The sequence below is a fragment of the Arthrobacter sp. PTI12 genome (genome assembly GCF_056679915.1).
Genome location: NZ_CM155256.1, coordinates 2,944,458 through 2,970,724 on the forward strand (window position 1 = coordinate 2,944,458; position 26,267 = coordinate 2,970,724).

Consider the following 26,267-nt stretch of genomic DNA (forward strand, 5'->3'; position numbering starts at 1 on the left):
TTACTGCTCCTCCCCGCGCACCAGGATGGATGACGTGGTTGTTGCGGTTTTTTCACCTTCCACGGTGGAGATCTCAGCACGAGTGGTGATCATTGCTCCGCCGCCCATGGCCCGGACCTGATCGACGTGGAGTTCGGCAACCAGTTCATCCCCCGCGATGATCGGCCGGTGGTGGATGAACCGCTGGTCGGCGTGGACCACGCGGGTGAAATCAATGCCGGCCTCGGGATCGTTGATCAGCTGTGCGTCAGCCCGCTGGGCGATGATGATCGCGAAGGTGGGCGGCGCGACGACATCGCGGTGCCCCAGCGCGCGGGCGGCTTCCGGGTCGAAGTGCGACGGATGCGTCGCCTTCACTGCCTGGGCGAACTCGCGAATCTTCTCGCGGCCTACGGTGTAGACCTCACCAGCAGGGTAACTGCGCCCCTGGAGGTCGGGGTTGATCGTCATGAAACTCCTTATGATCCGGGCTTCCCGTCGCGGGCACGCCTGTTCAGGGTAACTGCTCGTCAGGCTACCGGCTGGTTGGGCCGGAACCATCCTTAGGCCGATGGCGGCGCTGCGCGTCACGTCCACGCACCACCAGGCCGGCCAGATGTGCCGCCATTCCCGCAATGATGATCGGCAGGGCCGCGAAGACCAGGGGATCTGTCTCGAGCATTGCTCCGGCGATGGCCAGCAGGATTCCGACGCCGGTGAGGATCAGCGCAGCGATGACGAGCCGGCGGTACAGCGGCGATCCGGTGTCCCAGGGCGTGTTCAGCATCCTTTAACCCTACCGAAGCGATTCCCGCCGGTGACCGGTTAGCGCCGGCGTCCATCGGCGGAACAGTCCCGGCACCCGCATGACCAGCGCCCAGTAGAGCACCCCCGCTACCAGGGAGGCTGCAACGCCTACCAAGGGATGGAGGTTTTCAAGGTGCGGGAACACGAGCCAGTGTACGAGGTAGATGTACAGCGATGCGCTTGCGAGCACCACAGTGAGTTGCTGAAGGACCGTGGGGACCGGGAGTCTGGGAACCCACACGAGCAGCAGCATCCCTGTCAGGAGGGTCATTTCGCGGGCCAGGTCCCCATAGAAGAAGCCGGGGATGCACAGTAGCGCAACCGCAGTGATCAGCAAGCGATGCGCGGTACGCCGTGCCTTCGCCACCGCCCACCCAAGGGCGAAGAGCCAGAGCGCGGGGGCAGTGTTCGGCACCTCGAGGTCAACGATGTTGAACCGCGTCAGCAGACCCGCGGCGGCCAATCCCAGCGGGAACCCGAAGGGAAAACGCCGTTCCAGCCGTGCAACGGGAGGAAGGGCAAGCAGTGCAACCACACAGACAAGGAGGTAGGTCAGCACCTCGACGAACCAGAAATGCCATTCAGGTGTGACTTCCTGCGGGCCGACGAGCGCGTTCAGCAGGAAGATATTGGCGACGCTGTAGTGATCGGTAATGATGTAGCCCAGAAGAATCAGCGCCACGCTCGGCAGCACTATGCGGGCGATGCTGGTCAGCTGGCGTCGCAGCCGGTGCCAGCGTTCGCCCTGGAGCTGGAAACGCGCGAAGTTGTACCCGGCTGCGGCCATCAGCACGTGCGCCGTCCCTTCCCAGTGGAACAGGCCGATGTGCGTGCTGATGATGAAGATGATGGCGACCGCCCGCAGCACGATGCTCGCCTCGACGGCCGCGAAGAATCTGCGCCGACGCACCGGAGCTTTGGCCGCCGCGCGCTGTGCAACCTCAACAAGCTCTGCGACGGACCGCACGTGCCAGTCCGCGGGCAGGGTGCCCAGGGCCCGCTCCAGGCGTACGGACGTCGCTACATAGGACAGTGAATCGCCGCCCAATGATACGAAGGTGCTGTCATCATCGACTGCGGGTACCTCCAGCTGCTCGGCCAGAATCACGCGCACGTCATGCGGCCCCTCCTTGAGGGTGACCGACGGTGCACGTGCCTCCGGTGCGGGGTCGGCGAGGGCGAGAATCGACTGATAGTCCGGCTTTCCGCTGCTGAGCCGGGGAATCTGCTCCACGGCGTACATCGTCAGCGCCCCGCGCGGTATGCCTAGGTCAGGCGCCAGTACCTTACGGAGCAGCCCCGGTTCGTGATCGCCCTCCAACGCGACAACCAGGTGTTCATCGGTCCCGGCACAGGCGGCCCGCACGCCGAGGTCGGCGAGGATCTGCTCCATCCGTCCAAGGTCAATCCGCAGCCCCGCGACCTTGATGAAGCGGCTGCGCCGTCCAACCACCTCGTACAGTCCATCCGGGTGCCTCCGCGCCAGGTCTCCGGTGCGTAGCTCGTCAACGGTGCGGCCAGCAGCGAGGTCCGCGGACGTCTCCGCGTAACCCAGCATGACGTTGGGGCCGGTGTACACCAGTTCACCGTCCTTGAGCCCATCGACCGGATCGATCCGGAAACTGCCGCCGGGCACGGGCACCCCGATCCGGGATGGATTCTCCGCGGCAAGGGCTGGAGGCAGGTAGGCCATCCGCGCCGTCGCTTCGGTTTGGCCGTACATCACGAACAGCTCCCAACCCCGGTCATTCCCCAGTTCCGCGTACCGACGCACCAGATCCGGAGACAGGCGACCGCCGGCCTGGGTCACGTACCGCAGTGTCGGCAGGTCCATGTCTGCGAAACCGACGCGCTCGAGCAGCTCGAAAGTGTACGGAACGGCGGCGAAGGCGCTTGCGTCCGTTCGGCGGAACAAATCCCAGAAACAAGGGTCCACAACGGAGAGGTCAGTGAGCACCAGCGACGCTCCGGCGAGCAGGTGGCTGTTGAGTACCGATAGCCCGTAGCAATAGGACAACGGGAGGGTGGTGACAGCCCGATCCGCCGGCCCTATCCTCAGATACTCGGCGATGGCCGCGGCGTTCGCCTCGAGGTTCCGGTGTGAGAGCCTGACGAGCTTCGGCGAACCCGTTGATCCTGAGGTGCTCAGCAGGAGTGCGAGATCGGGATGCAGTTCGTGACTGGTTACAGCGCGGATTTCACGGATGCGCGGCGTTCCGTTCCCGCCGCCCGAGTCAATGACAACATCCGGGTCGAAAGTACTCCGTAGTGAGTCGACGGCGGAGGGCTTGTCTCCCGGTACCAGGATCACAGGGTGCCCCGCGGACAGCGCAGCCAGATAGGCGACGACGGAGTCGAGGGTGTTGGTTGCCGCCAGCAGCACCAACCGCCGGTCCGGACCGAGACGGTCCGCAAGAGCCTCCACTCGTTCCGCCAGATCACGGTAGCTGAGGGTTTCACCGTCCGTCACGATCGCAGCGCGGTCAGCGAAAAGGGCGAGGTCCGCTGCGAACCCGACGGACCGGGTAGCGGGTTTCAGGGGCAGAATCGGCGTTGTCAGAGACACAGGTTCACCTCGATGTGGGAATCGGGAACGGTTCCGGCGCTTGCAGTGCATGGCCTGCGATACCGATCGGCGGCTCGGTGACGGCGCGGTCATCAACCAGCAGGGTCGGTGAGGTCCCGGACGCAACCGTCACAGTGACGGCAGTGCCCGGCGCGTACCGCACATGGTGCGGTTGCCAGGACCGCAGCGTGCGGCCGGATGCCAGACGGACATAGTGCAGAACGAACGCCCCGCGGTACTCCAGCGACACAACCCGTGCGGATGCGCCCGGATCCGGAGCGAGCGCCACTTCATGCGGACGCAGAACGACGTCGACGTCGACGTCGACGTTGGCCCACCCGGGCACGGTCGAGACAACACCGATCTCGCAGGTCAACAGCGCGTTGTGGACGTTGGCTGGAAGGAAATCGGCATCGCCCATGAAGGAGGCCACGAACCGGGTGGCGGGCTGCTCGAACACCTTTTCCGGTGTGTCTGCCTGTTCAATCACGCCGTCGTGCATCACGACAACCCGGTCTCCCACGGACAGCGCTTCCGTCTGGTCGTGGGTCACCAGCAGACTGGTGGTTCCTGTCTCCTTCAGCACGGCTACGATATCTGCTCGTACCCGGCCCCGGAGCGTCTCATCCAGGCTGGAGAAGGGCTCATCCAGCAGTACGACGGCGGGGCGGGGCGCCAGTGCACGCGCTACCGCCACCCGCTGCTGCTCTCCGCCTGACAACTCATGCGGATAGCGGGCGGCAAGATGATCGAGGCGTACCAGCTCCAGTACCTCGGCAACGCGCTTCCGCCGTTCGGGGAGGGAGAGCCGGTTCAGTCCGAAGGCAACGTTTTTGGCGACGGTGAGGTTGGGAAACAGCGCATGGTCCTGGAACACCAGCCCCACACGGCGGCGTTCCGGTTCCTGAAAGTTCCGCCGGTCCGCCACAACATCACCGGCGATCGTGATCGTTCCGGAGTCCGGCCGTTCCAGGCCGGCTATCATGCGCAGCATCGTCGACTTGCCGCAGCCGGAGGGCCCAATGACGGTGAGCATCTCTCCGGGAGCCACTGTCAGATCGAGGGAGGTCGCGGCCGCGATGGCGCCGTACCGCCTGCTCACCCCGCTGAGGGTCAGCGCCGTGCTGACATTGACAACCTCACCGCGCATGGGTCACCGCCCCTGCCTGCAGACCCGCCGACCGCCGGAACAGGAAATACACCGGGATGACGGCCACGGCGATGATGCCCAATGCCGGCAGCGCAGCCTTCTCCCAGAAGTTCTCCCGGGCCAACTCGTAGACCCAGACAGAGACTGTGGTGAATCCGAAGGGTCGCAGCAGAAGCACTATCGGCAGTTCCTTCACGGCATCGATCGCCACCAGCGCCAGAGCGACAGCGACGCCCCGGCGGGCCAGCGGCAGATGCACGCGTGCCAAGAGCCTGCGTGGTGTGGCTCCGAGGCTCAGCGCGGAGGAAGTCAGTGCCGGTGAGATCTTGGCGAAGCTCGCGTCGACCGCCTGGTAGGCAGGCGCAAGGAAGCGCACCACGTAGGCAACAAGGATTCCCGCCACGGACCCGGTCACGAGCAGGCCGGTTCCGCCCGGGACGCCCGCGGATTCCAGCCATCCATCCACGCGGGCGAAGGCGATGAGCACACCGATGCCGATCACTGCCCCCGGCACGGCATAGCCGAAGGTGGTAACCTGCGCTGCAGTTGCCACGACGGGCCCTCCGCCCAAACGCTGGGCGTGCCCGGTGACGAGCGCGAGTCCTGCGCACACGACTGCGACCAACAATGCGACGGTCACACTGTTTACGAGATACTCGGCGAAGCGAGGGTCCACCAGCGGCTCGGACGAGGCGAGCGCTTCACCGGCAGCCCAACCGATGAGCTGTACGACCGGGAGGATGAAGCCCAACCCGAGCACCCCCAGACAGGTCAGGGCGGCAGCCCATCTGGTCCAGCCGGTGAGCCTTCGGGGCTGCAGGCCCTCTCCCCGTCCAGGCTTTTGGTGGAACCGCGACCGTCCCCGCAGGAGCCGCTCACCGCCCAGCACGGCGACGGCGAACAAGAGCACCAGCACGGAAAGCTGGGTTGCCGCATTGAAGTCGAAGGTGCCTTTCCAGACCAGGTAGACTCCCACGGAAACGGTCTGGACGTTGAAGTACTGGACGGTTGCAAAATCCGTCAGGGTTTCCATCATCACCAGCGCCAGCGCCGCGGCAAGCGAGGGCCTCGCCAGCGGAAGCACCACCCGCCACAGCGTGCGGGCGCGGCCTGCACCGAGGGTGCGCGCGGCGTCGTACGTTGTTGCGCTTTGCTCCACAAGCGCCGACCTCGCCAGCAAATAGACGTACGGGTAAAGCGTCAGGGATAGAACGACGACGGCGCCCGCCAGCGTACGTACGTCAGGCAGCCAGGCGCCGGGACCGAGCACTGCACGCAGACCGGCCTGCACCGGTCCCCCGACGTCGAAGGTGGAGAGAAAGACGAAGCCCAGGATGTAGGCGGGCATCGCGAGCGGAAGGACCAGCGCCCAGGAGAGCGTCTTCCGCAGTGGAAAATCATAGGCAGTCACCAGCCAGGCCAGGCCGCCGCCGATCAGCAGCGTCCCCACACCCACTCCCACCAGCAGGAGCACCGTGATCAGGACCATCGAACCGATGTCCTGCGGGATGCGGCCGGAGTTCAGGCTTCCGAGCCCGTCGGCCACCACAGCGATGACCGGCATTGCCACCAGTGCTGCGGCAAGCAGCACAGCAGCGGACCACAGCGGACGGCCGTTCCCGGTCAGCCGACGCCGCCGTTGACCGGCAACGGCTGCGTCAACCAGGACAGACGATTCGCTCACTTGTAGCCGGCCTCGGACAGGACATCGATCGCTTCGGCGTTCAGGTCGCCGTAGGCCGCAGCGTTCAGCGGCATGCGGCTGAACTCCCCGAATTCGGCAATCACCGGCTCGGGCTTGGCAGCCGGGTTCACCGGGAACTCATGGTTGGCGTCCACGAAGGCGTTCTGCCCCGTGGTAGCGAGCCACTCTATGAGCTGCTGGGCCTGCGCCGCGTTGTCCGAGTTCGCCACGACACCGGCCCCGGAGATGTTCACGTGGGTGCCGGCGCCCTCCTGACTGGCCCAGTAGAGGTCCACTGCCAGGTCAGGGTTCTCCTCGAGGGTACGTGCGAGGTAATAGTGGTTGTTGATTCCCACATCGCACGCACCGGCATCGATCGCTTCGAGCAGGAGGATGTCATTACTGAGGATATCCACGTCATTGGCCACCCAGCCCCTGACGATCTCCAGTGCCTTGTCCCGGCCGTGGAGGTCGATCAGGCTCGCGACCAGTGACTGCGTGTAGGAGGACGTGGCGTCGCGCATGCACAGCCGTCCCTTCCACTTCGGATCGGCCAGTCCCGCGTAGCTGTCCGTGGCGTCGAACTCTGCCGGATCAACATTTTCCGGGTTATAGGTGAGGGTTCGCGCCCGCATGGCCAGACCGAACCACTGCCCCTCCGGGTCGCGGAGGTCCTCAGGAACGGCTTCATCCAGTGCGTCCGAACTGATCGGTGCCAGCACATGCTGGCGGGCGGCGTTCCAGAGATTTCCAGCGTCCACGGTCATGAAAACGTCTGCAGGGGTGTCACTGCCCTCGGCTTTGAGCCGTTCAAGCAGCTCGGCGTCATCACCGGTGATGAACTCCACGGAGATGCCGGTTTCATCGGTGAAATCAGCGAACGCACCCTCAAGGTCATAGTGGCGGGCCGAGTAGATCTGCAGGTCTGCAGGCGCGGCGCCGATACCGAGCACGCCACACCCGGAGAGGGCAAGCACGGGAACCGCAAACGCGGTGCAGGCAGCAAGGAGCTTCGGTCGAGGCATAGGGGTACTCCTGAAGGTAGCGGCGACAGCCGCAGCAAGCTTTACAAAGGCAAGCCTAACCTATCCAGATGTGACCCTCCGACTATGTTGCGAAGATCACTACCTGCGCTGCGTCCGGGCCAAGACGAGAAGTGCAAAGCCCGTCAGAAGAGTTCGTCCTGCACGGCGATGGGCGCGGATCGGAATTCCCCAAGCTCCACGCGACGGCCCCGCAGGAGCGCGAGGTTCAGGAGGAACCTGCCTTCCGGCACAGCGATCAGTGCGGTTTGCCCGAGTAACGCAAGGACGGCCCCACCGTGATCTCCTGTCTCAAAGCTGAGCGGGTAGACCGACGCCCGCGCTGTCAGTACCTGTTCCCAGCTGCCCGGCGGATCCCACTGCTCCTCCACCGTTTCGAACCCATCAATGCCGACGTCGGCAGCCAGCAACTGACGCAGGCCATCTGCCGCTGCGGCATTCAGAACATCCAGATCCCTGGGCGCCCGTGGGCGGGCCAGGGCCGCAGTCTTCGCCGCCGATTGGACAGCCTGCGGCAGGCCTGCATGGCGGGTTGCAGCGTCTTCAAGGACGCGGACTATCCGACCGTCGTCCGCACGAGCGACATAGCGGGCAACGACTGCGCCCTGCTCGGTCAGCCGGCTCCATTTGCTGCGGTGCGAGGCCGTTCCCACCTTGGTGGCGCCGTCAGCGAAGGTCGCGACATAGAGCCAGTGCTCCTGTGCGAGGTAGGCGGCAAGCCCGGGAGGCGCCACACCGGAGCGGTGAACGTCGTGCATGAACCGGAAGTCATCACGCGCGAAACAGGGGCCGCACTGGTAGCCGCGCTCCGCCGTCGTCTGTTCCGGGCAGGGAAAGGAGCGGCGGTCCGTGGGTCCCGGCACCTTTGAATAGCCCAGGCAGAAGCGTGCACCCCTGTCCCCGAGGAGTCGGAATCCAAAAACTGCCGGAAGATTCTCAAGCGGCAACGACGCCGGAGCGCCCGGCGGCGTGGCAAGGACGAGGGCCGGACCGGACCGGTCCCAGGACACGCCGTGGCACAGGAAAGGTCCGGTAAGCATGTCGCCACGCTACCGGACCTCCCTGTTTGAAGTACGCCGCCGGAGAGGTCAGGCCGTCTGTCCCTCGTGTGGACCTTCCGCGATCTCCTCGAGCACCTTGTCATTGAAGGCGGGCAGATCATCGGGGTTACGGCTGGTGACGAACCCCTTGTCCACTACAACCTCATCATCGGTCCACTCAGCACCCGCGTTACGAAGGTCTGTTTCGAGCGTGTGGTAGGAGGTCATCGACCGGCCGCTGACCACGCCGGCTTCAATGAGCAGCCACGGAGCATGGCAGATCGCAGCTACGGGCTTGTGCTGTTCAAAGAAACTGCGTGTGAAGGCCTGTGCGTCCTTATCCACCCGCAGATGGTCCGCATTGACGACGCCGCCGGGTAGCACCAGTGCGTCGAAATCCTCGGCCTTTGCCTGGCTGAGAGGGAGGTCGACGGGGAATTCATCACCCTTGTCCGTGCCGTTGAAACCCTGCACCGAGCCCTCGCCGGGCGCCACGAGTGTGGGCACTCCACCAGCGCCCTTCACTGCTTCCCAGGGGCTGGTCAACTCAACCTGTTCCACGCCGTCCGTGAGCAGGAAGGCCACTTTCTTGCCGGAAATATTGTGCATAGTCATGCTTCCTCCATTCCGTTGGCTTACGGGTTAAGCCTAGGAACGATCGGAATGATAAGCAACCTGACTATTACAGGCCGTCAGCTACTGCGGCGGCAGCAGCAAGCCAGGCACCCTGTGTCGCCGGCTTCAGCGCACCCCAGCGGATGCGGCCCTTCAGCAGCGCCACATCATAAGGAATGGTGACGGCACTCCGCGCAAGCTGTGCGAAACCGTCCGCAATCTGCTGGGCCTGCGCCGCTGTACCGTTCTTGTCTGACTGGCTGACAATGACGACGGCGTTCTGCGACAGCTCCGCATACTTCCCACCGCGTGCACGAAGAGCCTCGAGCAGTAGCGCGCCCGCTTCCGCGTGCTCCTCAAGCGTGGTGGTGGCGATGACCAGCTGGTCCGTGTGGTGGATCATGCGCAGCCAACGCTCGGCGGTCTCATCATTTCCGGAGTCGACGATGTTCAGCCGGAAGTACTTTGAGGCAACCTCGTGGAGGGCGTCGAAATTATCGGCGGTGATTTTCTGCTCGGAAGCGAGCACATCCGGTTTGGACCGCAGTACGTCGTATTTGTCTTCCGTCTGGTGGTGGACGTAGCGGGCAAGCAGCGCAGACTGGGCGGAGGGAGCCAGCAGCTGACTTGTCTCGGGCAGCAAGTCCATCACCGAGGAGTTGTGCGGCCCCTGTTCGGTCCGCCAGCCCAGCGTGCCGCGGGTTTCGTTATTGTCCCAGGCGAGCACCGGTCCCCCGCCGTTCCGGGCGAAAACCGCAGCGAGCATCACGGTGGTCGGCGTCTTGTTTGCGCCACCCTTGCCGTTCACCACGGAGATGGTCCGTGGACCCGGCCAGTGCTGGCTCACGGCACGCGTATGCGCCCGAATGACCAATTCCCGCTTCGATGGCGCAACGCGGATCCCCAACCGGGACAGCAAACCGCGGAAACCGGTCTCTGCGGGAACAGTTCCGTTATCCGATGCCAGGAAGGAACGGCGCCTGCCCTCGGCTGAGTCCTGCCGACGCGACTGGCGTGGAGGGTCAGCGGGGGTGCTGGGCACCGACGGAACGGGAGGCAGGGTGGTGACGGCCGTCGTCGTACCTGGTCCGGTTTCTGGTTGCATGCGGCCCTCCGGCACGGTGGGTGGTGCCGTGGCGGGAGCCGACGGCACGGGAGCGGATACGGCGGGAGTCATGGAGCCGGCGGGCGCCACGGAGCCGGCAGCGGGTGCTGGTGGTTGCTGGGGAAGGACCACGGGAACGGACATGGTGCGGACGCTATGGGCCGATTCGTCAAAGCGGATGTCGAGCACCGGACGCCGGACGGTGTCCTCGGTGTGGCCCTCCGGCTGTGCGCCCTGTTGCGGCGCCTGCGGAGCCGGTGACAAGCGGTCCGCGAAGCGGGGAACCTCAGAGATGGGCCCTGTTCCGGGGTCACGTCCGGTGCGGCGTCGGCTTGCCCGGGTTGGGAAGTCTTCCGGGTTCTCGCCCGGCCCCCAGGCCGAATCGTTGTCAGTCATGGTTCCTGTCCTGTCGATGTGCCTCGCGCCCCATACTATAAGGAGGCTGACCACAGCCCGTCCCTGGTGCAGGCACCGGGAAAACACAACAGGCCGACAGCTCACTGCGAGCCGCCGGCCTGACACTTGTAGCGGTGGCGGGACTCGATCCCGCGACCTCACGATTATGAGTCGTGCGCTCTAACCAGCTGAGCTACACCGCCATAAATGAGACTGCCCGCTTCAATCTTACGATCTTTGGCGGGCCTCCCATTTGAGAGCCCCCCACCGGAATCGATCCGGTGACCTCGTTCTTACCAAGAACGCGCTCTACCACTGAGCTAGGGGGGCAACAGCAGAAAACTTTACCAGCTAAATCGCGTGCTGAAAAATCGAGTTGTGGAGTGGCCCAGCACAGCGAAAAGCGCCGGTGTTGCGCACAAACGTGGGGAACTTCCCACGAATCTGCACAACACCGGCGCTTTTGCGGAGGACGGAGTTCAGCGTCCCATCAGGATGCTCGAATTACCACTTTTCGCGGCGGCCGTTACCGGCACCGGCGCCCTTCTGATGACGCGGCTTGCGGTCGCCGGAGGTTGCTCCGCGGTCGCTGCGGAAGTCGCCGTCGTGCGAGCGCTCGGTGCGGAAGCTGCCGTCGTGTCCGCGGTCACCGCGATAGCCCTCACCCTTGCGATGCGGCTTCTTGAAGTCACCGGCGGGGCGGTCGCTGTTGGGGCGCCGTCCCTTGTCCAGCTCGAGGTGGATCAGTTCGCCGCCGATGCGGGTCTTGGACAGCGCGCGCCACTGGTCCTTGGAGAGCTCGGCAGGGAGCTCAACCAGGGTGTGGTCCGCGCGGATGTCAATCCCGCCGATTTGCGACGACGACAATCCACCTTCGTTGGCGATGGCTCCAACGATGGAGCCGGGCATGACGCGCTGGCGGCGACCAACGGCGATGCGGTAGGTAGCGTTACCCTCGGTGAGGGTGCGCGTGGGTCCGCGGGAGCCGAAGGCGTCCTTGCGGCCGCCTGCCCGTTCCTTCTGGCCCGCCGGCGCCTGCGGGATGTCCTTGACCAGGATGGGGTTTCCGCCCTGGGACATGACGGCGAGCGCTGCTGCGATCTCCGCGGCGGGCACGTTGTGCTCATTTTCGTAGTTGGCGATCAGGTCACGGAAGATCGAGACGTCCTCAGTGGCGAGGGTCTCGGTGATGCGCTCCGCGAACTTGTTCAGGCGGAGCTCGTTGACCGCCTCGGTGGAGGGCAGGTGCATCTGCTCGACCGGCTGGCGCGTCGCCTTCTCAATGGAACGCAGCAGGTACTTCTCACGCGGCGTGATGAACAGGATGGCATCGCCGGAACGGCCCGCGCGGCCGGTGCGGCCGATGCGGTGAACGTAGGACTCGGTGTCATGCGGGATGTCGTAGTTGACCACGAGGGAGATGCGCTCAACGTCGAGGCCACGGGCTGCGACGTCTGTTGCCACGAGGATGTCGATCTTGCCGTCACGCAGGGCCTCGATGGTGCGCTCACGCTGCTGCTGGGGAATATCACCGTTGATGGCAGCCGCCTGGAAGCCTCGGGAACGCAACTTGTCCGCCAGGTCTTCAGTGGCCATCTTGGTGCGCACGAAGGCAATGATTCCGTCGAAGTCCTCGACCTCAAGGATGCGGGTCATTGCGTCGAGCTTGTGCGGGCCCATGACCTGCAGGAACCGCTGGCGGGTATTGGCGCCGGTGGTGGTCTTCGACTTGACCGTAATTTCCTGCGGGTTGTTCAGGTACTTGGAGGCGATGCGGCGGATGGCGCTCGGCATGGTCGCCGAGAACAGCGCAACCTGCTTGTCCTCCGGCGTTCCTGCGAGGATCTGCTCCACGTCATCGGCGAAGCCCATGCGCAGCATCTCGTCAGCTTCATCGAGCACGAGGTACTGCAGGTTGGACAGGTCCAGTGATCCCTTGGACAGGTGGTCGATGACACGTCCCGGGGTGCCGACCACTACCTGAGCGCCGCGGCGCAGGCCTGCCAGCTGGGGGCCGTAGGCCGAACCGCCGTACACGGGCAGCACGGTGAAGTTGTCGATGTGCTTGGCGTAGGAGGCGAATGCCTCAGCGACCTGAAGCGCGAGCTCGCGGGTCGGTGCAAGGACAAGGACCTGCGTGAACTTCGCAGGACCGTTGAGGTCCGCGAGCTCAGCCATCCTGGACAGCGCGGGAATGGCAAATGCGGCGGTCTTGCCGGTTCCGGTCTGGGCGAGGCCTACGACGTCGCGCCCTTCCAGCAACACCGGAATGGTGGCTGCCTGGATGGGGGACGGCTTTTCGTAGCCGACGTCGGACAGCGCTGCAAGCACGCGACCGTCGAGGTTGAAGTCGGTGAACTTCACATCAGGCGTGCCGGTATCTGCAGTTTCGGTTTCAGGGGTGGCAGTAACGTCAGGGGACAGGTTTTCAGGCATGGGGAAGTTGACCTTCACTAGGAGCCGGGCGGCGTGGTGAGCCGCATGAACAGGAAATCCAGCGCTGTTTCAATCCCGCGGCAGGACCATACATTCCAGCTTTGCACCGCTATCACAGCGGTGAAGTGCAATGTTTCTGACCGGCGCTCCCTGAATGAATCTGCCCGCTTCGATCAACGATGCGGGCCCCAACACAACCAATCCATGCCGCATGAGGGCAGGAATAAAGGGAAAACCGGTGTGGGGGATGTTTCAAGTGTACCCCACGGAGCTCCCGGCTCTTCCGTGGGAGACGCAATCTCGACGTGAGGCTGCCCACAGGACCTCTCCGGCATCGTTCAGAACAGGTCAGGCTGGCACCTGCTGTGCCTTCATCTGTGCCTGTGCCCGGGCGAGCACTTTGGCGACGTCCGGCGTGAGGATCGCGCCGTCGTCGTGCGCTGCCTGCAGCCTCGCTGCCTGCTCAGGTGACATGCCGGCGAAAAGCTGGCCGACCGTCACCCCGTGTTCCGGTCGATGCTCGACGACGACGGCGTCCCCCGCCTCGATGTGCCCACCCTTCAGGACGCGGAGGTACGTGCCGATCCTGCCTTCCGCGGCGAAGCGATTCACCCAGTTGGACTCCCCCAGATAGCGGGCGAAGTTCATGCATGGAGTCCGCGGCTCAGTCACCTCGAGGAGAACGTCTCCGATGCGCCACCGCTCGCCGATCACCGCATGGGTGGATTCAATTCCGGACACGCGGAGGTTTTCGCCGAACTTGCCCGGCACCATGTCGCGTCCCAGTTCCGCTGACCAGAAGTCGGCGTCTTCCTGTGAGTAGGCGTACACCGCCTTGGACGGGCCGCCGTGGTGCTTCCGGCTCGCCTGGATGTCCCCGGTCAGACCGAGCGGATGCACTTTGACGGGCCCGGCCGTAGCCCGCTTGTCGATTGCCGTGACGCCGGTGGAATCCTTCGTGGGCAGCAGGGCGTGGACGCGGCATACGGCAAGAAGGGCACCTGTTGTCATGTAGCGATGGTATCCGGCGGCGCGCACGTCACGCGCCGGCGCTTTTCAGGAGGCCGAGAACCCGCCGTCGGCCTTGATGAGCTGACCGTTGATCCATCGGCCCGCCGGCGAGAGAAGGAAAGCGACGACGCCGGCCACATCGGCCGGCGTGCCGAGGCTTCCCGTTGGCTGCTGCTGGATGAGCGCTTCGCGTACCTCGTCGATCATCCATCCGGTGTCCACCGGGCCCGGGTTCAGCACGTTGGAACTGATCTTCCGCTCCCCCAACTCGCGTGCCGCAGCGATCACGATCCGGTCGAGTGCGCCCTTCGATGCTCCGTACGGCAGGTTGTGCACCGTATGGTCACTGGTCAGCGCGACGATTGCGCCGCCGTCGTCCGGGCACTGCAGCGCGAAGGCGCGGATGAGCTGCCACGCTGCACGGACGTTGACGGCGAAATGACGGTCGAAGCTTTCCACGGTGGTGTCGAGGATTGATGAGTCGACGCTCTCCGCGTGTGAGAGCACCAGCCCCGTCAGCGGACCCAGTTCGGCGGCGTCGGAGATCAGTGCATCCGGCGTGCCCGGCTGCTCCAGATCGGCGGGCAGCAGCGTGACGCGTGAGCCGATCGCCTCCAGCTCCGCGGCGAGATCCCGCAACTGGGCGTATGGATCCGTGGCCTGGTTCACCCGCTCGTCATAGGGGTGCCAGTAGGAGAGGACAAGGTCCCATCCCTCCGCCGCGAGGGCACGGGCGATTCCCGCCCCAATCCCCTCGGGACGGCCGGCGCCGGTGATCAGGGCTGATCGTTGCATCATCGGATCAGTGTAGGCAGACGGTAAGTTTGGTTGTGACCCCCACCACCGGCGAAAGGTCTACACCCATGACTGTCACAGCAATCATCAACGCGCACGTCGTTCCCATTGAAGGCGAACCCTTCGACGGAACCGTGCTGATCGAAAACGGCAAGGTCTCCGCACTCGGAGCGGACGTCACCGCTCCGGAGGGTGCCGACGTCGTCGACGCCGACGGCAAATGGCTCCTTCCCGGCTTCGTCGATGCGCACGTGCACCTAGGCACGCATGAAGAGGGCGAGGGCTGGGCCGGCGATGACACCAACGAGATGACGGATCCCGTCACCGCCGGCGTTCGCGCTTTGGACGCCGTGAACCCATACGACCCAGGATTCGACGACGCCCTGGCCGGCGGAGTGACCTCGGTGAACGTGAATCCCGGATCCGGTAATCCGATCGGAGGCCTCGCCGTTGCGGTCCACACGCACGGCCGGTACATCGAAGAGATGGTGCTGCGCTCCCCCAGCGGGCTGAAGTCCGCCCTCGGCGAGAATCCCAAGCGCGTGTACGGCGAAAAGAAGCAAACGCCATCCACCCGACTGGGCACCGCCATGATCATCCGCAAGGCGTTCATGGATGCGCAGAACTACATGGGCAAGGCGGACGAGAACGCCCGTGACCCGAAGCTTGAGGCCCTGGCCATGGTGCTGCGCCGCGAGATTCCCTGGCGGCAGCACGCCCACCGCGCTGACGACATCGCCACTGCGCTGCGCATAGCGGACGAGTTTGGCTACGACCTCGTGCTTGACCACGGTACCGAAGCGCACCTGCTCGCCGATGTGCTGGCGGAGCGCGGGATCCCGGTGCTGATCGGACCGCTGTTCACCACCAAGTCCAAGGTGGAGCTGCGCGGCCGCTCGATCGCCAACCCGGGGAAGTTGGCGGCGGCCGGCGTCGAAATCTCCATCATCACGGATCACCCGGTCATCCCGATCAACTTCCTGGTTCACCAGGCGACCCTCTCCGTGAAGGAGGGGCTGGACCCGGTCACGGCGCTGCGCTCCATCACCATCAACCCCGCGAAGGTGCTGGGGCTGGCTGAGCGCATCGGTTCCCTGGAGCCGGGCAAGGACGCCGACGTCGTCCTGTGGAGCGGTGATCCGCTGGATGTCATGCAGCGTGCGCTCACCGTCTGGATCGGCGGCAAAGAGGTCTACCGTTACGACGAGGCGGCGCGCACCGGCGTCGTAGCTCCCCGCGGCTGACGTGGCACGACAGCCCCGCCCAGACCTTCCGCCACGGCCGCTGACCATTCGGGCAGCGATTGCCGTGGAGGTGCTGGTCAGCGTCCTGTTCCTGATCGCCGCCGCAAGCTTCCTGATCTCCGCGGCAGCCCAGGAAATAGACCGGGCGGGGCTGATCGGCCTCGGTGCGCTACTGGGCGGACTCGCCGTCGTTCAGCTGGTGCTGGTGTTGGGACTCCGCCGGGGCAAACGCGGCGCCCGTGAACTTCTGACCACGATCGGGCTCATTGTCGGAGTCCCGATCCTGGTCCGCCGCACGCCCGGCCTGTCAGTGGTGTGCGTGGTCATGCTGATCGGCGTGGTGCTGATGTGGCTGCCGACGTCGACAGCCTGGTTCCAGCGGATCAGCCCGAAGCCGCAGAACAAGTGGGTGCGGCTGGTCAGCCGGACCGTAAGCCCGTTCCGGAAGCGCTGATCCCCTAGAGGTTCGTGAACGCCTTTTCGAGGTCCGCGATGAGGTCCTCAACGTCCTCGATGCCCACGGACAGGCGCACCAGATTCTCCGGCACCGCCAGCTCAGTGCCCTTGACCGAGGCATGCGTCATCTCGGACGGATAGTTCATCAGGGACTCGATGCCGCCGAGAGATTCCGCGAGCGTGAAGAGTTCCGTCGATTCAGCGACCGTGCGCGCGGCCTGCTCTCCGCCTTTGAAAGACACGGAGATCATGCCGCCGAAGCTGCGCATCTGGCGCGCAGCAAGCTCATGGCCGGGGTGATCCGCCAGGCCCGGGTAGTAGACGCGCTCCACTTCTTCACGACCCTGGAGCCACTGGGCGATCGCGAGCGCATTGGTGCTGTGCCGATCCATCCGCACACCGAGGGTCTTCAGCCCGCGCGTGGTCAGCCACGCCTCCATGGGCGCGGATACGGCGCCCACTGCGAATTGGATGAAGCCCACCTTCTCGGCAAGGTCAGCATCATTGAGGATGACGGCGCCGCCGCTTGCGTCCGAGTGCCCACCGATGTACTTCGTGGTCGAGTGGACAACCACGTCGGCACCGAACGAGAGCGGCTGCTGCAGGTACGGGGTTGCGAACGTGTTGTCGACAACCAGCATCGCGCCGGCCTTCTTCGCGATGGCTGCAATGGCTGCAATATTGGTAATCTTCATCATCGGGTTGGACGGCGTCTCAACCCAGACCATGCGGGTCTTCCCGGAGTGCACCGCATTTTCGACGGCGTCGAGATCCGACATGTCTACAGCTGAATTGGTGATACCCCAGTCCGCGAGCACGCGGTTGATGAGCCGGTAGGTTCCGCCGTAGGCGTCGTTACCCAGAACGATGTGATCGCCGGGCCGGAGAGCTGCCCGGATCAGGGCGTCCTCGGCAGCAAGGCCTGAGGAGAAGCTGAAAGCATGCTCCGCACCCTCAAGCGCTGCGAGCTGGGCCTGGAGGGAATCACGGGTGGGGTTGGTGCCGCGCCCGTACTCATACCCGTTGCGCAGCTGGCCAATGCCGTCCTGCGCGAAGGTGGTTGTCTGGTACAGCGGCGGAATGACCGCGCCCGTGGTGGGGTCAGGGGTCTGCCCGGCGTGGACTGCGCGCGTGTTGAAGCCGTTGGTTGAGGTCACTGGGTTGCTCTCCTTCGAAAGGTTTAGCTGCTCAGATACGTCAGCAGGTCGTGGCGCGTAAGTATTCCCACGGGCGCTCCCACGAAGGTAACCATCAGGGCGTCGCTGCCCTGCAGCCGCTCACGTGCGCTGGTCACCGACTCAAGCGAGCCGATGAGCGGCATCTTCTCCCCCATGTGCTCGGAGATCTTGTCGGTGAGTTTGGCTGTGCCGTGGAAGATCTTCTCCGTGAGATGGCGCTCATCGACGGAGCCGAGGACCTCGCCCATCACCACCGGCGGTTCCTGCGAGAGGACCGGGATGTTGGACACGCCGAACTCATTCATGATCATGATGACGTCCCGGACGGTCTCATTCGGGTGCGTGTGCACGAGGTCCGGCAGCGCGCCGTTCTTCGAGCGGAGCACCTCGCCGACCGACGACTCATCACCGCTGTCCATGAAGCCGTAGGACTTCATCCAGTCGTCATTGAAGATCTTGCCTAGATAGCCGCGGCCGCTGTCAGGCAGAAGAACGACGACGACGTCCTCCTCGGTAAGGTCCTTCGCCGCGCGGAGCGCGGCCACTACCGCCATACCGGACGAACCGCCCACCAGGAGGCCCTCCTCACGGGCGAGCCTACGAGTCATGGCGAAACTCTCGGCGTCGTTCACGGGAATGATCTCATCCGGAACCGACGGGTCATAGGCGTCCGGCCACATGTCCTCGCCGACGCCCTCCACGAAGTACGGGCGCCCGGTGCCGCCGGAATAGACCGAGCCTTCAGGGTCTGCGCCGATGACGCGGACGGTCCCCGACTCGCGGTCCTTCGAAATGTCCTTGAGGTAGCGGCCGGTGCCGCTGATGGTGCCGCCGGTGCCCACGCCGGTGACGAAGTGCGTGATCCGCCCCTCGGTGTCCCGCCAGATCTCAGGGCCGGTGCTCTCATAGTGGCTGAGCGGGCCGTTGGGATTGGAGAACTGGTCGGGCTTGAAGGCACCTGGGATTTCGCGCGTCAGGCGGTCCGAGACACCGTAGTAGGACTGCGGGCTGTCCGGCGCTACGGCCGTCGGCGTGACCACCACCTCGGCGCCGTACGCTGCCAGGACGTTGCGCTTGTCCACGCCCACCTTGTCCGGAACCACGAAGATGCACTTGTACCCGCGCTGCTGGGCAACCAGCGCAAGGCCGACGCCGGTGTTCCCCGATGTCGGCTCGATGATGGTGCCGCCTGGCCCCAGCTTGCCCTCTTTCTCTGCGGCGTCGATGATCTTGACGGCGATGCGGTCTTTCACCGACCCGCCGGGATTCATATACTCCACCTTCACCAGGACCGTAGCGGCGATGCCATCGGTGACCTTGTTGAGCTTGATGAGGGGGGTGTTACCGATGAGATCCAGGACGGAGTTGGCGAACTTCATGGTTAACAAGTTACCGCTATGCACTCCGTGGACCTGACTCAATGGATCTGACGGCGCACCTGCGACCGGCGAACCGTCACCGGCACGTGCGAGCATTAACAGCATGACCATCACCGCTTCCGCCCCGGCCGCTCTGTCGGCAGAGTGGGAGCTCCATGAGCCGTACGCGCTACTGCCTTCCGTCGGACCGCTGCAGTGCGGTCCTTCCGATCCCACTGTCGTGATCCGAGAAGGCGCAGTTTGGATGGCTTTCCGGAACGACGACGGCGCGGCCACCCTTCGCTTGTCCCAGCGGGGCGGTCTGCGGTCATCTTCAGTGCTCGCAACAGCGTGGGGACCGGGTGCCTCCCTCGCCCTTGCCTCTGTTCCACGGCTGGTGGGTTTCGTTGATGACTGGAGCGCGTTCGACTCCCCTGCCTTCGCGGCCGCGCTGCCCGAGTTGGCCCGGAAGGGCCGCTATCTTCAGCCCGGCCTCCGGTTGCCTGCAACCGGAAGGATGCTTGACGCCGTCGTGCGCGTCATTCTGGAGCAGAAGGTGACGGGGCTTGAGGCGAAGCGGGCATGGCGGTACCTGGTGACCCGCTTCGGTGATCCGGCACCCGCTGCGCCCGGCGCTCCGCGGGAGCTTCGGCTGCCTCCGACTGCTGCACAGTGGCGGCGGGTTCCGTCTTGGGAGTGGCACCGGGCAGGTGTTGATTCGAAACGATCGGCGGCAGCGTTGCGGGCGGCCGGCGTCGCGTCCGGCCTGGAGCGGTTGGCGGGACTGGATGCTGCGGGTGTGCACGCCGGGCTGTGCTCGATTCCCGGGATCGGCGTGTGGACTGCCGCCGAGGTGCTTCAGCGCACGCACGGGTGTCCCGATTCGATTTCGGTGGGCGACTTCCACCTCGCGGCCTTCGTTGGGGCGGCGCTGACCGGCGAGCGCACTGACGACGCCGGCATGCTTGAGTTGCTCAAACCGTGGGCGGGCCAGCGTCAGCGGGTGGTGCGGATGTTGTACGCGAGCGGGTTCCGGAAGCAGGCGTACGGTCCGCGGCTGTCGCCCGAAGACCACCGGCGGCGGTAGGTTCTGCTGCCGGTGCGCGCAATCCTGCACCTTCTCGCTGTCGGTGTTCCTGCCGTCCGCCTGTTTCCGGCGGTTGGCTGCGCCGTCGTCGTCATGTCCGGCCAGAAGCTGCAGGATTGTGCGTTTTTTGGGGCTTAACGTGCGAAGGCTCCGGCCCCCACTGTTGACGGGGGCCGGAGCCTTCGACGAAGTCTTGTTATGCCTGGGGCTGAGCACCTTCAGGCTGCGCGCCGTCAGCGGAGGCCTTGGCCTGCTGCTCGGCGACCTGTGCGTGGACTTCCTTCATGTCCAGCGCCTTGACGGCGTCGACCAGCTCGGTGAACTGGTTGTTGTTCAGTGCACCCGGCTGCGAGAAGACGAGGACCTTCTCGCGGAACGCCATCAGCGTGGGGATGGAGGTGATGCCTGCTGCCGCGGCGAGCGACTGCTCGGCTTCAGTGTCCACCTTCGCGAAGGTGACGTCGCTGTGCTGCTGGGACACGGCGTCGTACACGGGAGCAAACTGCTTACACGGGCCACACCATTCAGCCCAGAAATCGACGAACACGATGTCGTTCGTTTCGATGGTCTCGGGGAAAGTTGCCTCAGTGATGTCAATAGTTGCCATGTCTTCACGCTAACGAGAATCGGCGGAGATGTCTCGTCCTGTTCGCTCTGCGCGAGGCCGCTTGATACAACGCGAGGCTGGATGCGCGCAGACAAGACGGCGCGCTTCATTCCAATTCCGACAGGTGGGTGGCGGTTATCCACATTTTCCTGCAAGTGCCGCTGTGGGCGGAGCGCTTCGAATAGCGTCAGTTTCGCGGACGAAAACGCTACGGAAAGGACGCAAGATGACCCGCCATACGGCTTTGATTCTCACCCACCAACTGGATGCTGAAGAATCACTCGAACGCAGCATCGCTCTGCTCGACGACCTGTTCTCGAAACTCCCTTTCATTCCCGATCCAGGACGCACGGAACTACCTGCCGTGGCGCCTGCAACCGCTCTGAAAGAGAAGCTCGTGCTTCCTCGGGGACAGCACGGCGAGGAACTGGCAGCAACCCCGGCCGGAGACGTGCACCACCTTTTCGATGGGCAAAGCTGGCACACGCCCGAGCAGTGCCCTCCTGCACCGATGGACAGCAATGGCGCTACAGGCTGGCAGTGGCTCTACTTCAACACACTGCACAACACAGATGCGAGCACCATCTGCTACCTCTGGGACATCCACGCGCTTGGTGCCCGAAGCGCTGCTTGATTCAGCGTGGACACAGCGAAAGGCCCGCACTTCCCGTGTTTCCGGGTAGTACGGGCCTTCGTGGCGAGTGGCAGATGAGGGATTCGAACCCCCGTAGGCTGTGCCAGCTGATTTACAGTCAGCCCCCTTTGGCCGCTCGGGTAATCTGCCGAACGTCTCGTGAAGAGAAACTCTTCAGGAAGACTGCCCGCGGATCGCCGTCCGCAGGCAAAATAACTTTACAGAACATCCCGCGCATTATCGAATCGTGTTCCGGTATAGCCGAATTCAGCGACCGGACGCCACCCGACGCTCGATCTGCGCGTAGAAGCCCTTCGCCTGGTCAGCGGTCACCAGGCCCATCTCCACCGCGTTCTGAAGGTCCGCGCGCACGCCCTGCAACCGGACAGAAGACGAGGATTCTGACCCAACATCCGGCTCCTGCGGCAGCGTAACGATGGGCGATGCGGCAACCGACGGCGCCACTCCCACCCCTGTCAGCGAGGCGGCCATGATCAGCGACCCGGCAACAGCATGTCGGGCATGGACAAAGTAGCGACGCGATTGCGCGGTCAAGAGTTCCTCCTGAGAACGGCTGAGGGTTCCACCGTTTCACCCGCACATGAACGCCGCCTGTCCCGAAGCTGTGAATTAGGGTAGGAGCAGGAAAATACCAACCAGAAGGAGGCAACGGTGGCCAGTGAATCCACATTCGACGTTGTAAGCAAGGTAGACAAGCAGGAAGTTGCCAACGCGCTGAACCAGGCACAGAAGGAACTTGCCCAGCGCTACGATTTCAAGGGTGTCGGAGCTGAGGTGGATTTCAGCGGCGAGATGATCCTCATGAAGGCAAACTCGGAAGAGCGCGTGCTCGCCGTGCTCGACGTCCTGCAGTCCAAGATGATCAAGCGCGGCATCTCGCTGAAGTCCCTCGATACCGGCGAGCCCTACGCCTCGGGCAAGGAATTCCGCCTCGAGACAACCATCAAAGAGGGCATCGCACAGGACATCGCCAAGAAAATTAACAAGCTCATCCGCGATGAGGCACCCAAGGGCGTCAAATCCCAGATCCAGGGTGACGAGCTACGCGTCAGCTCCAAGTCCCGCGATGACCTGCAGACCACCATGGCTCTGCTCAAGAACTTTGACGAGGCTGACCTCCAGTTCGTGAACATGCGGTAGGCATCCAAGCCAACCAACGACGGCGACGCTCCCTTGAGAGGGGGCGTCGCCGTCGTCGTTCTGGGCTTGTAACCGGTACTACTGCAGGGTGCGGCCGGCCATACCCTCCAGGCGGGCAATGCGCTGTGCCATGGGCGGGTGGGAGGCAAACAGCTTCTTCACCCCTCCGCCGCGGAACGGATTCGCAATCATCAGGTGCGAGGTGTTGACCAGCTGCTGGCTCTGCGGCAGCGGCGCCTGCTGCGTTCCGCGCTCGAGTTTGCGCAGGGCGGAGGCGAGAGCCAGCGGGTCTTCCGTGAGGCGGGCGCCGTCTTCATCGGCGTCGTACTCGCGGGTTCGGCCGATGGCCATCTGGATGAGCCCCGCAGCAAGCGGTGCAAGGAACGCCAACAGCAGCGCCGCGATCGGGTTGCCACCCGAGTTCCGGTTGCCGCCCATCAGGCCAGTGAACGCGAACATCTGCGCAACCGAGGTGATGACGCCGGCAACAGCGGCGGCAACAGACCCGGTCAGGATGTCACGGTTATAGACATGCATCAGCTCATGCCCAAGCACACCCCGCAGCTCGCGCTCGCTGAGAATCTGCAGGATGCCCTGGGTGCAGCAGACCGCTGCGTTTTCCGGGTTCCGGCCGGTGGCAAATGCGTTGGGCGCCATGGTCGGCGAGACGTACAGGCGGGGCATCGGCTTGCCCGCCTTGGTGCTGAGCTCGCGCACGATGCGGTACATCGCCGGCGCCTGCTGCTCCGTCACCGGAACAGCTTTCATGCTGCGGATAGCGAGTTTGTCGCTGTTCCAGTAGCTGTACGCGATCGAGCCGACACCGATCAGCGCGAAGATCCACAGGAACGCCGAACTGCGCGTGGCCGAAGCGATCACCGCACCGAACAGCAGGAAGATCCCCATCAGGGATCCGAAAAGCAGGGCCGTCTTGGCCCCGTTGAAGTGGTTGTGCACCTGTTCTCCTTGTTGACTTACCTACCGGTACAACGGCGCTGCGCTGCACCCTGTTCCGCCGTCAGTTCCGCAGCCCTTCAGCGTGAAAGGACGGTGCACACGCAGGCGCGGTTGCCCTCGCCGTCGGCCAGCACGGTGAAAGACGGCGCCTGCGCCTCGTCGACGACGGCGCCTCCTGCGGCGACGGCTGCGGCGATGCGCGCGTCAGCGACGTCGTGCGGCACCCACACGTCGAGGTGGAACCGCTGCCGTGGGGTTTCATGCGCATCTGTGCCCTGAAACCAGAGCAGCGGAACACGGCCGGAAGGGTCCACGACGTCGTCACCACTCACATTGCGGGCATCGCCGGTGAGCAACGCGGCCCAGAACGGTCCCGCGTCGGCGAGCGCCGCGGTATCGAGCGCGAGTTCCACTTCGGCGAGCGCCCCTGGCTGCGGCGTCAGGCCCTGCTCCTGCGCGATGGAACTGATGGCTCGTGCGAGGTCCACATCGCGCTGTGTCAGTGCACCGACGTCGTGACTGATCAGTTTCAGGTCCACGTGCGGGTAGGTGAGGGTGACATCGGGGTGATGGTTGGCTGCCTCTGCGGCCTCGGTCACAGCGGTCACGAACCGGAGCCCCGCGGTGAAGCTGCCGGTGCGGAAACGGGCGTGGATGCCCTGCGCGAGCTGGCGCCAGTCGTTGAGCCCGGCGTCGAGAATCTGCGTGCTGGTGAGCTTGTCCATGACCCCAGTATGTCGCGGCACGGGGCAGCTGTGACCTATCGGAGCACCTTATTGCGCGAGGGTCATCGAGATCTGATAGCGGTCGGACCGGTAGGTGGAGATCGAATACTCGATCGGCGTGCCGGGTTCTTCCGGTCCGGTGAATGAGCGCCGGTGAAAGAGGAGCACCGGGGCGCCCAGCGCGATGTCGAGCAGCTGCGCAATATCCGCTGACGCAGCACTTGCCTGGACGGTCTGTTCCACGCGCCGCACCGGATGCCCGGACGCCGAGAGCACGCGGTAGAGGGAACCCGTCAGGTCTTCGGCCAGCAGGTTGGGAAGCAGCGCTGGCGGGAGCCAGGACTCGTCAACGCTGACGGGTGCATTGTTGGCGAGCCGGAGTCGCCTCAACCGGTATGCCGGCGCATTCTCGGCAAGGCGAAGATGCGACGCCGCGGCGTCCGGCGGTTCACAGAGCTCAGCTGTGATCACGCGGGTGCTGGGTTGGAACCCGGCAGCGCGCATGTCGTCATTGAAGGACGCCAGGTGCAGCACCGACCGAACCATGCCATGGGACACGAAGGTGCCCTTGCCCTTTTCCCGTACCAGCTCGCCGTCCCGGACGAGATCGGAAATGGCTCGGCGCACGGTGATGCGCGAAACCCCGAACATCTCCTCGAGCTGGCGTTCACCGGGCAGCGCTTCGCCCGGCTTCAATCCTTGCGCGAGCTCCTGGAGCTGGCGCCGCAACCGGAGATGCTTGAGCTCGCCTGACCGGTTTACACCGGCGCTGTGCGTTTTCTCCATGCATCTGTAATATCAGAACAACTGGTTATAACCAGTCACTGCGCCAGGAACTCGATCTGTGTCACCGAATGAACCGACCAGTATGCATCTGCCCCTGAAGACCTAAGGACCCGCATGACGCCCTATGGCAGGCAGCTCACCCACCGCCGGGAAATTTTGTGCAGCTTCAGTGACTCCGCCGGCCTCGATGCCACCGGAGCTGCACAAAACTTCCAACCCCGACCGGATACCCAGGCCAGATGAACAGCGGCCAGAACCGGGTACTCCGCGGCCGGCTGGTCACCGGCCAGCCGGCCGCGGACATTCTTGACGACGGCGCCATCTGGCTCGCCGGGGACCGCATCGAATGGTGCGGACCGGCGTCGGAGTTGCCAGCCGGGAGTCCGCAGGAGGTCGAGGAGGTCCCGGTGATCCTGCCGGGGCTGGTTGACCTGCACTGCCACGGCGGGGCTGGGCACACCTTCTCGGCCGACCCCGATGGCGCACGCGCTGTCGCGGCCCATCACGCTGCCAACGGAACGACGTCGCTGCTCGCCTCGCTGGTCTCCGCACCGGCTGAGGAGCTGATGGTACAGATTGAGGCGCTTCGGGACCTGGTCGACGACGGAACACTCGCCGGCCTGCACCTCGAAGGCCCGTTCATCGCCGCCGATATGTGCGGGGCACAGAACCCCGCGGCAATCATCGACGGCGATCCCGCCCTGCTTCGTCAGTGGCTCGAAACCGGGCGTGGAACCATACGGTCCCTCACACTGGCCCCGGAAACCGCCCACTTCGACGAGCTGGTGTCCCTCTGCCGGCAACACGGCGTCGTTCCGTCGGTCGGGCATACGGCGGCGACCGCCGCGCAGATGCGTGCGGCCCTTGAGCACAATCCGGGCGGGACGTGGTCGGCCACGCACCTGTTCAACCGCATGCCTCCTCTGGACCATCGCCGCCCAGGACCGATCGCAGTGCTGCTGGAAACAGCCCGCCGTGCGCCGGACTCCATGGTCCTGGAACTGATTGCCGACGGCGCGCACCTGCACCCGGACACCGTCCGGATGGTCTTCGGCCTCGTCGGCGCGGACGGTATCGCTCTTATCACGGATGCCATGGCCGCCGCCGGCATGAGCGACGGCGACTACACGCTCGGCACACTGGACGTCGAGGTGCGCAACGGAACCGCGCGACTCGCTTCCCCGGACGGGACCGCCGGCGCCATCGCCGGAGGCACCAGCCGCCTGCTGGAGAACCTGCGGCGCTGCCGCGACTGGGGCATAAGCCTCGCCGATGCGGTTGCGGCTGCATCCTCCACTCCGGCACGGCTCATCGGCAACGACGACGTCGGAATGCTCAGCCCCGGACGGCGGGCAGATGTAGTGGTCGCCTCAGACGAGCTCGAAGTACTGCAGGTGTACCGCTCAGGTGCCCTGCAACAGCCAGCACCAAAGGAAAGGTCTTAACT

26 protein-coding genes and 3 tRNA genes are annotated in these 26,267 nt (G+C 64.7%); 7 read left to right on the top strand and 22 right to left on the bottom strand.

Translation table 11 applies throughout. The features are described 5' to 3' along the window. From AC1MBU_RS14060 to AC1MBU_RS14125, 14 genes are all read right to left on the bottom strand, one after another. Window positions 1-450: an FAS1-like dehydratase domain-containing protein gene (locus tag AC1MBU_RS14060; RefSeq protein WP_056543893.1), complete on the bottom strand. Its 450-nt coding sequence runs from the start codon at window positions 448-450 to the stop codon at window positions 1-3. Between the two features lie 64 nt (window positions 451-514). Next, on the bottom strand, window positions 515-766 hold the full coding sequence (locus AC1MBU_RS14065) for a hypothetical protein (RefSeq protein ID WP_277358709.1): 252 nt from the start codon (window positions 764-766) through the stop codon (window positions 515-517). Window positions 767-775: 9 nt separating this feature from the next. Further along, window positions 776-3,352 (bottom strand): AMP-binding protein, encoded by a 2,577-nt coding sequence (locus AC1MBU_RS14070; protein WP_479787620.1) that lies wholly within the window; start codon window positions 3,350-3,352, stop codon window positions 776-778. Between the two features lie 4 nt (window positions 3,353-3,356). Next, window positions 3,357-4,502, bottom strand: coding sequence for an ABC transporter ATP-binding protein (locus tag AC1MBU_RS14075; protein ID WP_479787622.1), 1,146 nt, complete (start codon window positions 4,500-4,502; stop codon window positions 3,357-3,359). Next, entirely contained in the window at window positions 4,492-6,186 is a 1,695-nt protein-coding gene (locus tag AC1MBU_RS14080) for an ABC transporter permease (RefSeq protein WP_479787624.1), read from the bottom strand. The genes AC1MBU_RS14075 and AC1MBU_RS14080 overlap by 11 nt, the downstream gene beginning before the upstream one ends. Further along, complete coding sequence (locus AC1MBU_RS14085; protein ID WP_479787626.1) at window positions 6,183-7,211, bottom strand: extracellular solute-binding protein; 1,029 nt, start codon at window positions 7,209-7,211, stop codon at window positions 6,183-6,185. Before AC1MBU_RS14085 ends, AC1MBU_RS14080 begins: the two co-directional genes overlap by 4 nt. Before the next feature lie 143 nt (window positions 7,212-7,354). Then, the gene (locus AC1MBU_RS14090; protein WP_479787628.1) at window positions 7,355-8,269 is read right to left on the bottom strand and encodes a DUF2797 domain-containing protein; all 915 of its coding nucleotides are present in this window, start codon (window positions 8,267-8,269) and stop codon (window positions 7,355-7,357) included. A gap of 48 nt (window positions 8,270-8,317) precedes the next feature. Next, complete coding sequence (locus tag AC1MBU_RS14095) at window positions 8,318-8,884, bottom strand: type 1 glutamine amidotransferase domain-containing protein (RefSeq protein WP_056543877.1); 567 nt, start codon at window positions 8,882-8,884, stop codon at window positions 8,318-8,320. A gap of 67 nt (window positions 8,885-8,951) precedes the next feature. Beyond that, window positions 8,952-10,385: a MinD/ParA family ATP-binding protein gene (locus tag AC1MBU_RS14100; protein ID WP_479787630.1), complete on the bottom strand. Its 1,434-nt coding sequence runs from the start codon at window positions 10,383-10,385 to the stop codon at window positions 8,952-8,954. 129 nt (window positions 10,386-10,514) lie between these two features. Next, window positions 10,515-10,588, bottom strand: a tRNA-Met gene (locus AC1MBU_RS14105). A gap of 55 nt (window positions 10,589-10,643) precedes the next feature. Continuing rightward, a tRNA-Thr gene (locus AC1MBU_RS14110) sits at window positions 10,644-10,715 on the bottom strand. A 174-nt stretch (window positions 10,716-10,889) separates the two neighbouring features. Then, window positions 10,890-12,821 (bottom strand): DEAD/DEAH box helicase, encoded by a 1,932-nt coding sequence (locus tag AC1MBU_RS14115; protein WP_277358715.1) that lies wholly within the window; start codon window positions 12,819-12,821, stop codon window positions 10,890-10,892. Window positions 12,822-13,169: 348 nt separating this feature from the next. Continuing rightward, window positions 13,170-13,832, bottom strand: coding sequence for an MOSC domain-containing protein (locus tag AC1MBU_RS14120; RefSeq protein WP_479787633.1), 663 nt, complete (start codon window positions 13,830-13,832; stop codon window positions 13,170-13,172). Window positions 13,833-13,877: 45 nt separating this feature from the next. Further along, window positions 13,878-14,630, bottom strand: a complete 753-nt coding sequence (locus AC1MBU_RS14125; protein ID WP_277358717.1) for an SDR family NAD(P)-dependent oxidoreductase — start codon at window positions 14,628-14,630, stop codon at window positions 13,878-13,880. A gap of 65 nt (window positions 14,631-14,695) precedes the next feature. Here AC1MBU_RS14125 and AC1MBU_RS14130 point away from each other — a divergent pair, with 65 nt between their 5' ends. Together AC1MBU_RS14130 and AC1MBU_RS14135 are read left to right on the top strand one after the other, a co-directional pair. Then, on the top strand, window positions 14,696-15,871 hold the full coding sequence (locus AC1MBU_RS14130; RefSeq protein ID WP_479787637.1) for an amidohydrolase: 1,176 nt from the start codon (window positions 14,696-14,698) through the stop codon (window positions 15,869-15,871). Between the two features lies 1 nt (window position 15,872). Then, window positions 15,873-16,325: a hypothetical protein gene (locus AC1MBU_RS14135; protein WP_277358719.1), complete on the top strand. Its 453-nt coding sequence runs from the start codon at window positions 15,873-15,875 to the stop codon at window positions 16,323-16,325. A 4-nt stretch (window positions 16,326-16,329) separates the two neighbouring features. On the opposite strand, the gene AC1MBU_RS14140 is transcribed toward AC1MBU_RS14135, so the two are convergent. Together AC1MBU_RS14140 and AC1MBU_RS14145 are read right to left on the bottom strand one after the other, a co-directional pair. Then, window positions 16,330-17,484, bottom strand: coding sequence for a cystathionine gamma-synthase (locus AC1MBU_RS14140; protein WP_479787640.1), 1,155 nt, complete (start codon window positions 17,482-17,484; stop codon window positions 16,330-16,332). Between the two features lie 23 nt (window positions 17,485-17,507). After that, window positions 17,508-18,884 (bottom strand): cystathionine beta-synthase, encoded by a 1,377-nt coding sequence (locus AC1MBU_RS14145; protein ID WP_471672039.1) that lies wholly within the window; start codon window positions 18,882-18,884, stop codon window positions 17,508-17,510. A gap of 103 nt (window positions 18,885-18,987) precedes the next feature. On the opposite strand from AC1MBU_RS14145, the gene AC1MBU_RS14150 reads away from it, so the two are divergent. Together AC1MBU_RS14150 and AC1MBU_RS14155 are read left to right on the top strand one after the other, a co-directional pair. Continuing rightward, the gene (locus AC1MBU_RS14150) at window positions 18,988-19,950 is read left to right on the top strand and encodes a DNA-3-methyladenine glycosylase family protein (RefSeq protein ID WP_479787642.1); all 963 of its coding nucleotides are present in this window, start codon (window positions 18,988-18,990) and stop codon (window positions 19,948-19,950) included. 12 nt (window positions 19,951-19,962) lie between these two features. Continuing rightward, window positions 19,963-20,088, top strand: coding sequence for a hypothetical protein (locus tag AC1MBU_RS14155; RefSeq protein WP_479787644.1), 126 nt, complete (start codon window positions 19,963-19,965; stop codon window positions 20,086-20,088). Window positions 20,089-20,146: 58 nt separating this feature from the next. Here AC1MBU_RS14155 and trxA read toward each other — a convergent pair whose 3' ends face one another. Continuing rightward, window positions 20,147-20,557: a thioredoxin gene (trxA, locus tag AC1MBU_RS14160; RefSeq protein WP_277358723.1), complete on the bottom strand. Its 411-nt coding sequence runs from the start codon at window positions 20,555-20,557 to the stop codon at window positions 20,147-20,149. Window positions 20,558-20,783: 226 nt separating this feature from the next. On the opposite strand from trxA, the gene AC1MBU_RS14165 reads away from it, so the two are divergent. After that, window positions 20,784-21,191: a hypothetical protein gene (locus AC1MBU_RS14165; RefSeq protein WP_479787647.1), complete on the top strand. Its 408-nt coding sequence runs from the start codon at window positions 20,784-20,786 to the stop codon at window positions 21,189-21,191. Between the two features lie 68 nt (window positions 21,192-21,259). On the opposite strand, the gene AC1MBU_RS14170 is transcribed toward AC1MBU_RS14165, so the two are convergent. Then, a tRNA-Tyr gene (locus AC1MBU_RS14170) sits at window positions 21,260-21,341 on the bottom strand. Between the two features lie 117 nt (window positions 21,342-21,458). Further along, window positions 21,459-21,746, bottom strand: coding sequence for a hypothetical protein (locus tag AC1MBU_RS14175; RefSeq protein WP_471672042.1), 288 nt, complete (start codon window positions 21,744-21,746; stop codon window positions 21,459-21,461). A gap of 117 nt (window positions 21,747-21,863) precedes the next feature. On the opposite strand from AC1MBU_RS14175, the gene AC1MBU_RS14180 reads away from it, so the two are divergent. Continuing rightward, window positions 21,864-22,352, top strand: coding sequence for a YajQ family cyclic di-GMP-binding protein (locus tag AC1MBU_RS14180; RefSeq protein WP_479787649.1), 489 nt, complete (start codon window positions 21,864-21,866; stop codon window positions 22,350-22,352). A gap of 78 nt (window positions 22,353-22,430) precedes the next feature. Here the strand turns inward: AC1MBU_RS14180 and htpX are convergent, their stop codons facing one another. From htpX to AC1MBU_RS14195, 3 genes are all read right to left on the bottom strand, one after another. Next, window positions 22,431-23,309, bottom strand: coding sequence for a zinc metalloprotease HtpX (htpX, locus tag AC1MBU_RS14185; protein ID WP_277358726.1), 879 nt, complete (start codon window positions 23,307-23,309; stop codon window positions 22,431-22,433). Window positions 23,310-23,386: 77 nt separating this feature from the next. Beyond that, the gene (locus tag AC1MBU_RS14190; protein WP_479787651.1) at window positions 23,387-24,034 is read right to left on the bottom strand and encodes a 4a-hydroxytetrahydrobiopterin dehydratase; all 648 of its coding nucleotides are present in this window, start codon (window positions 24,032-24,034) and stop codon (window positions 23,387-23,389) included. Between the two features lie 48 nt (window positions 24,035-24,082). Then, window positions 24,083-24,820 carry a GntR family transcriptional regulator gene (locus tag AC1MBU_RS14195; protein WP_277359266.1) on the bottom strand — a complete coding sequence of 246 codons (738 nt, stop codon included), beginning with the start codon at window positions 24,818-24,820 and terminating at the stop codon, window positions 24,083-24,085. 239 nt (window positions 24,821-25,059) lie between these two features. On the opposite strand from AC1MBU_RS14195, the gene nagA reads away from it, so the two are divergent. After that, on the top strand, window positions 25,060-26,265 hold the full coding sequence (nagA, locus tag AC1MBU_RS14200; RefSeq protein ID WP_479787654.1) for an N-acetylglucosamine-6-phosphate deacetylase: 1,206 nt from the start codon (window positions 25,060-25,062) through the stop codon (window positions 26,263-26,265). Window positions 26,266-26,267: the final 2 nt, after the last annotated feature.

Excerpts from the sequence above, each read along its gene's own strand:
- AC1MBU_RS14060 (WP_056543893.1), bottom strand. The coding sequence starts at position 450 with ATGACGATCAACCCCGACCTCCAGGGGCGCAGTTACCCTGCTGGTGAG.
- AC1MBU_RS14065 (WP_277358709.1), bottom strand. The coding sequence starts at position 766 with ATGCTGAACACGCCCTGGGACACCGGATCGCCGCTGTACCGCCGGCTC.
- AC1MBU_RS14075 (WP_479787622.1), bottom strand. The coding sequence starts at position 4,502 with ATGCGCGGTGAGGTTGTCAATGTCAGCACGGCGCTGACCCTCAGCGGG.
- AC1MBU_RS14085 (WP_479787626.1), bottom strand. The coding sequence starts at position 7,211 with ATGCCTCGACCGAAGCTCCTTGCTGCCTGCACCGCGTTTGCGGTTCCC.
- AC1MBU_RS14090 (WP_479787628.1), bottom strand. The coding sequence starts at position 8,269 with ATGCTTACCGGACCTTTCCTGTGCCACGGCGTGTCCTGGGACCGGTCC.
- AC1MBU_RS14095 (WP_056543877.1), bottom strand. The coding sequence starts at position 8,884 with ATGACTATGCACAATATTTCCGGCAAGAAAGTGGCCTTCCTGCTCACG.
- AC1MBU_RS14100 (WP_479787630.1), bottom strand. The coding sequence starts at position 10,385 with ATGACTGACAACGATTCGGCCTGGGGGCCGGGCGAGAACCCGGAAGAC.
- AC1MBU_RS14115 (WP_277358715.1), bottom strand. The coding sequence starts at position 12,821 with ATGCCTGAAAACCTGTCCCCTGACGTTACTGCCACCCCTGAAACCGAA.
- AC1MBU_RS14120 (WP_479787633.1), bottom strand. The coding sequence starts at position 13,832 with ATGACAACAGGTGCCCTTCTTGCCGTATGCCGCGTCCACGCCCTGCTG.
- AC1MBU_RS14125 (WP_277358717.1), bottom strand. The coding sequence starts at position 14,630 with ATGATGCAACGATCAGCCCTGATCACCGGCGCCGGCCGTCCCGAGGGG.
- AC1MBU_RS14130 (WP_479787637.1), top strand. The coding sequence starts at position 14,696 with ATGACTGTCACAGCAATCATCAACGCGCACGTCGTTCCCATTGAAGGC.
- AC1MBU_RS14145 (WP_471672039.1), bottom strand. The coding sequence starts at position 18,884 with ATGAAGTTCGCCAACTCCGTCCTGGATCTCATCGGTAACACCCCCCTC.
- AC1MBU_RS14150 (WP_479787642.1), top strand. The coding sequence starts at position 18,988 with ATGACCATCACCGCTTCCGCCCCGGCCGCTCTGTCGGCAGAGTGGGAG.
- trxA (WP_277358723.1), bottom strand. The coding sequence starts at position 20,557 with ATGGCAACTATTGACATCACTGAGGCAACTTTCCCCGAGACCATCGAA.
- AC1MBU_RS14165 (WP_479787647.1), top strand. The coding sequence starts at position 20,784 with ATGACCCGCCATACGGCTTTGATTCTCACCCACCAACTGGATGCTGAA.
- AC1MBU_RS14190 (WP_479787651.1), bottom strand. The coding sequence starts at position 24,034 with ATGGACAAGCTCACCAGCACGCAGATTCTCGACGCCGGGCTCAACGAC.
- AC1MBU_RS14195 (WP_277359266.1), bottom strand. The coding sequence starts at position 24,820 with ATGGAGAAAACGCACAGCGCCGGTGTAAACCGGTCAGGCGAGCTCAAG.
- nagA (WP_479787654.1), top strand. The coding sequence starts at position 25,060 with ATGAACAGCGGCCAGAACCGGGTACTCCGCGGCCGGCTGGTCACCGGC.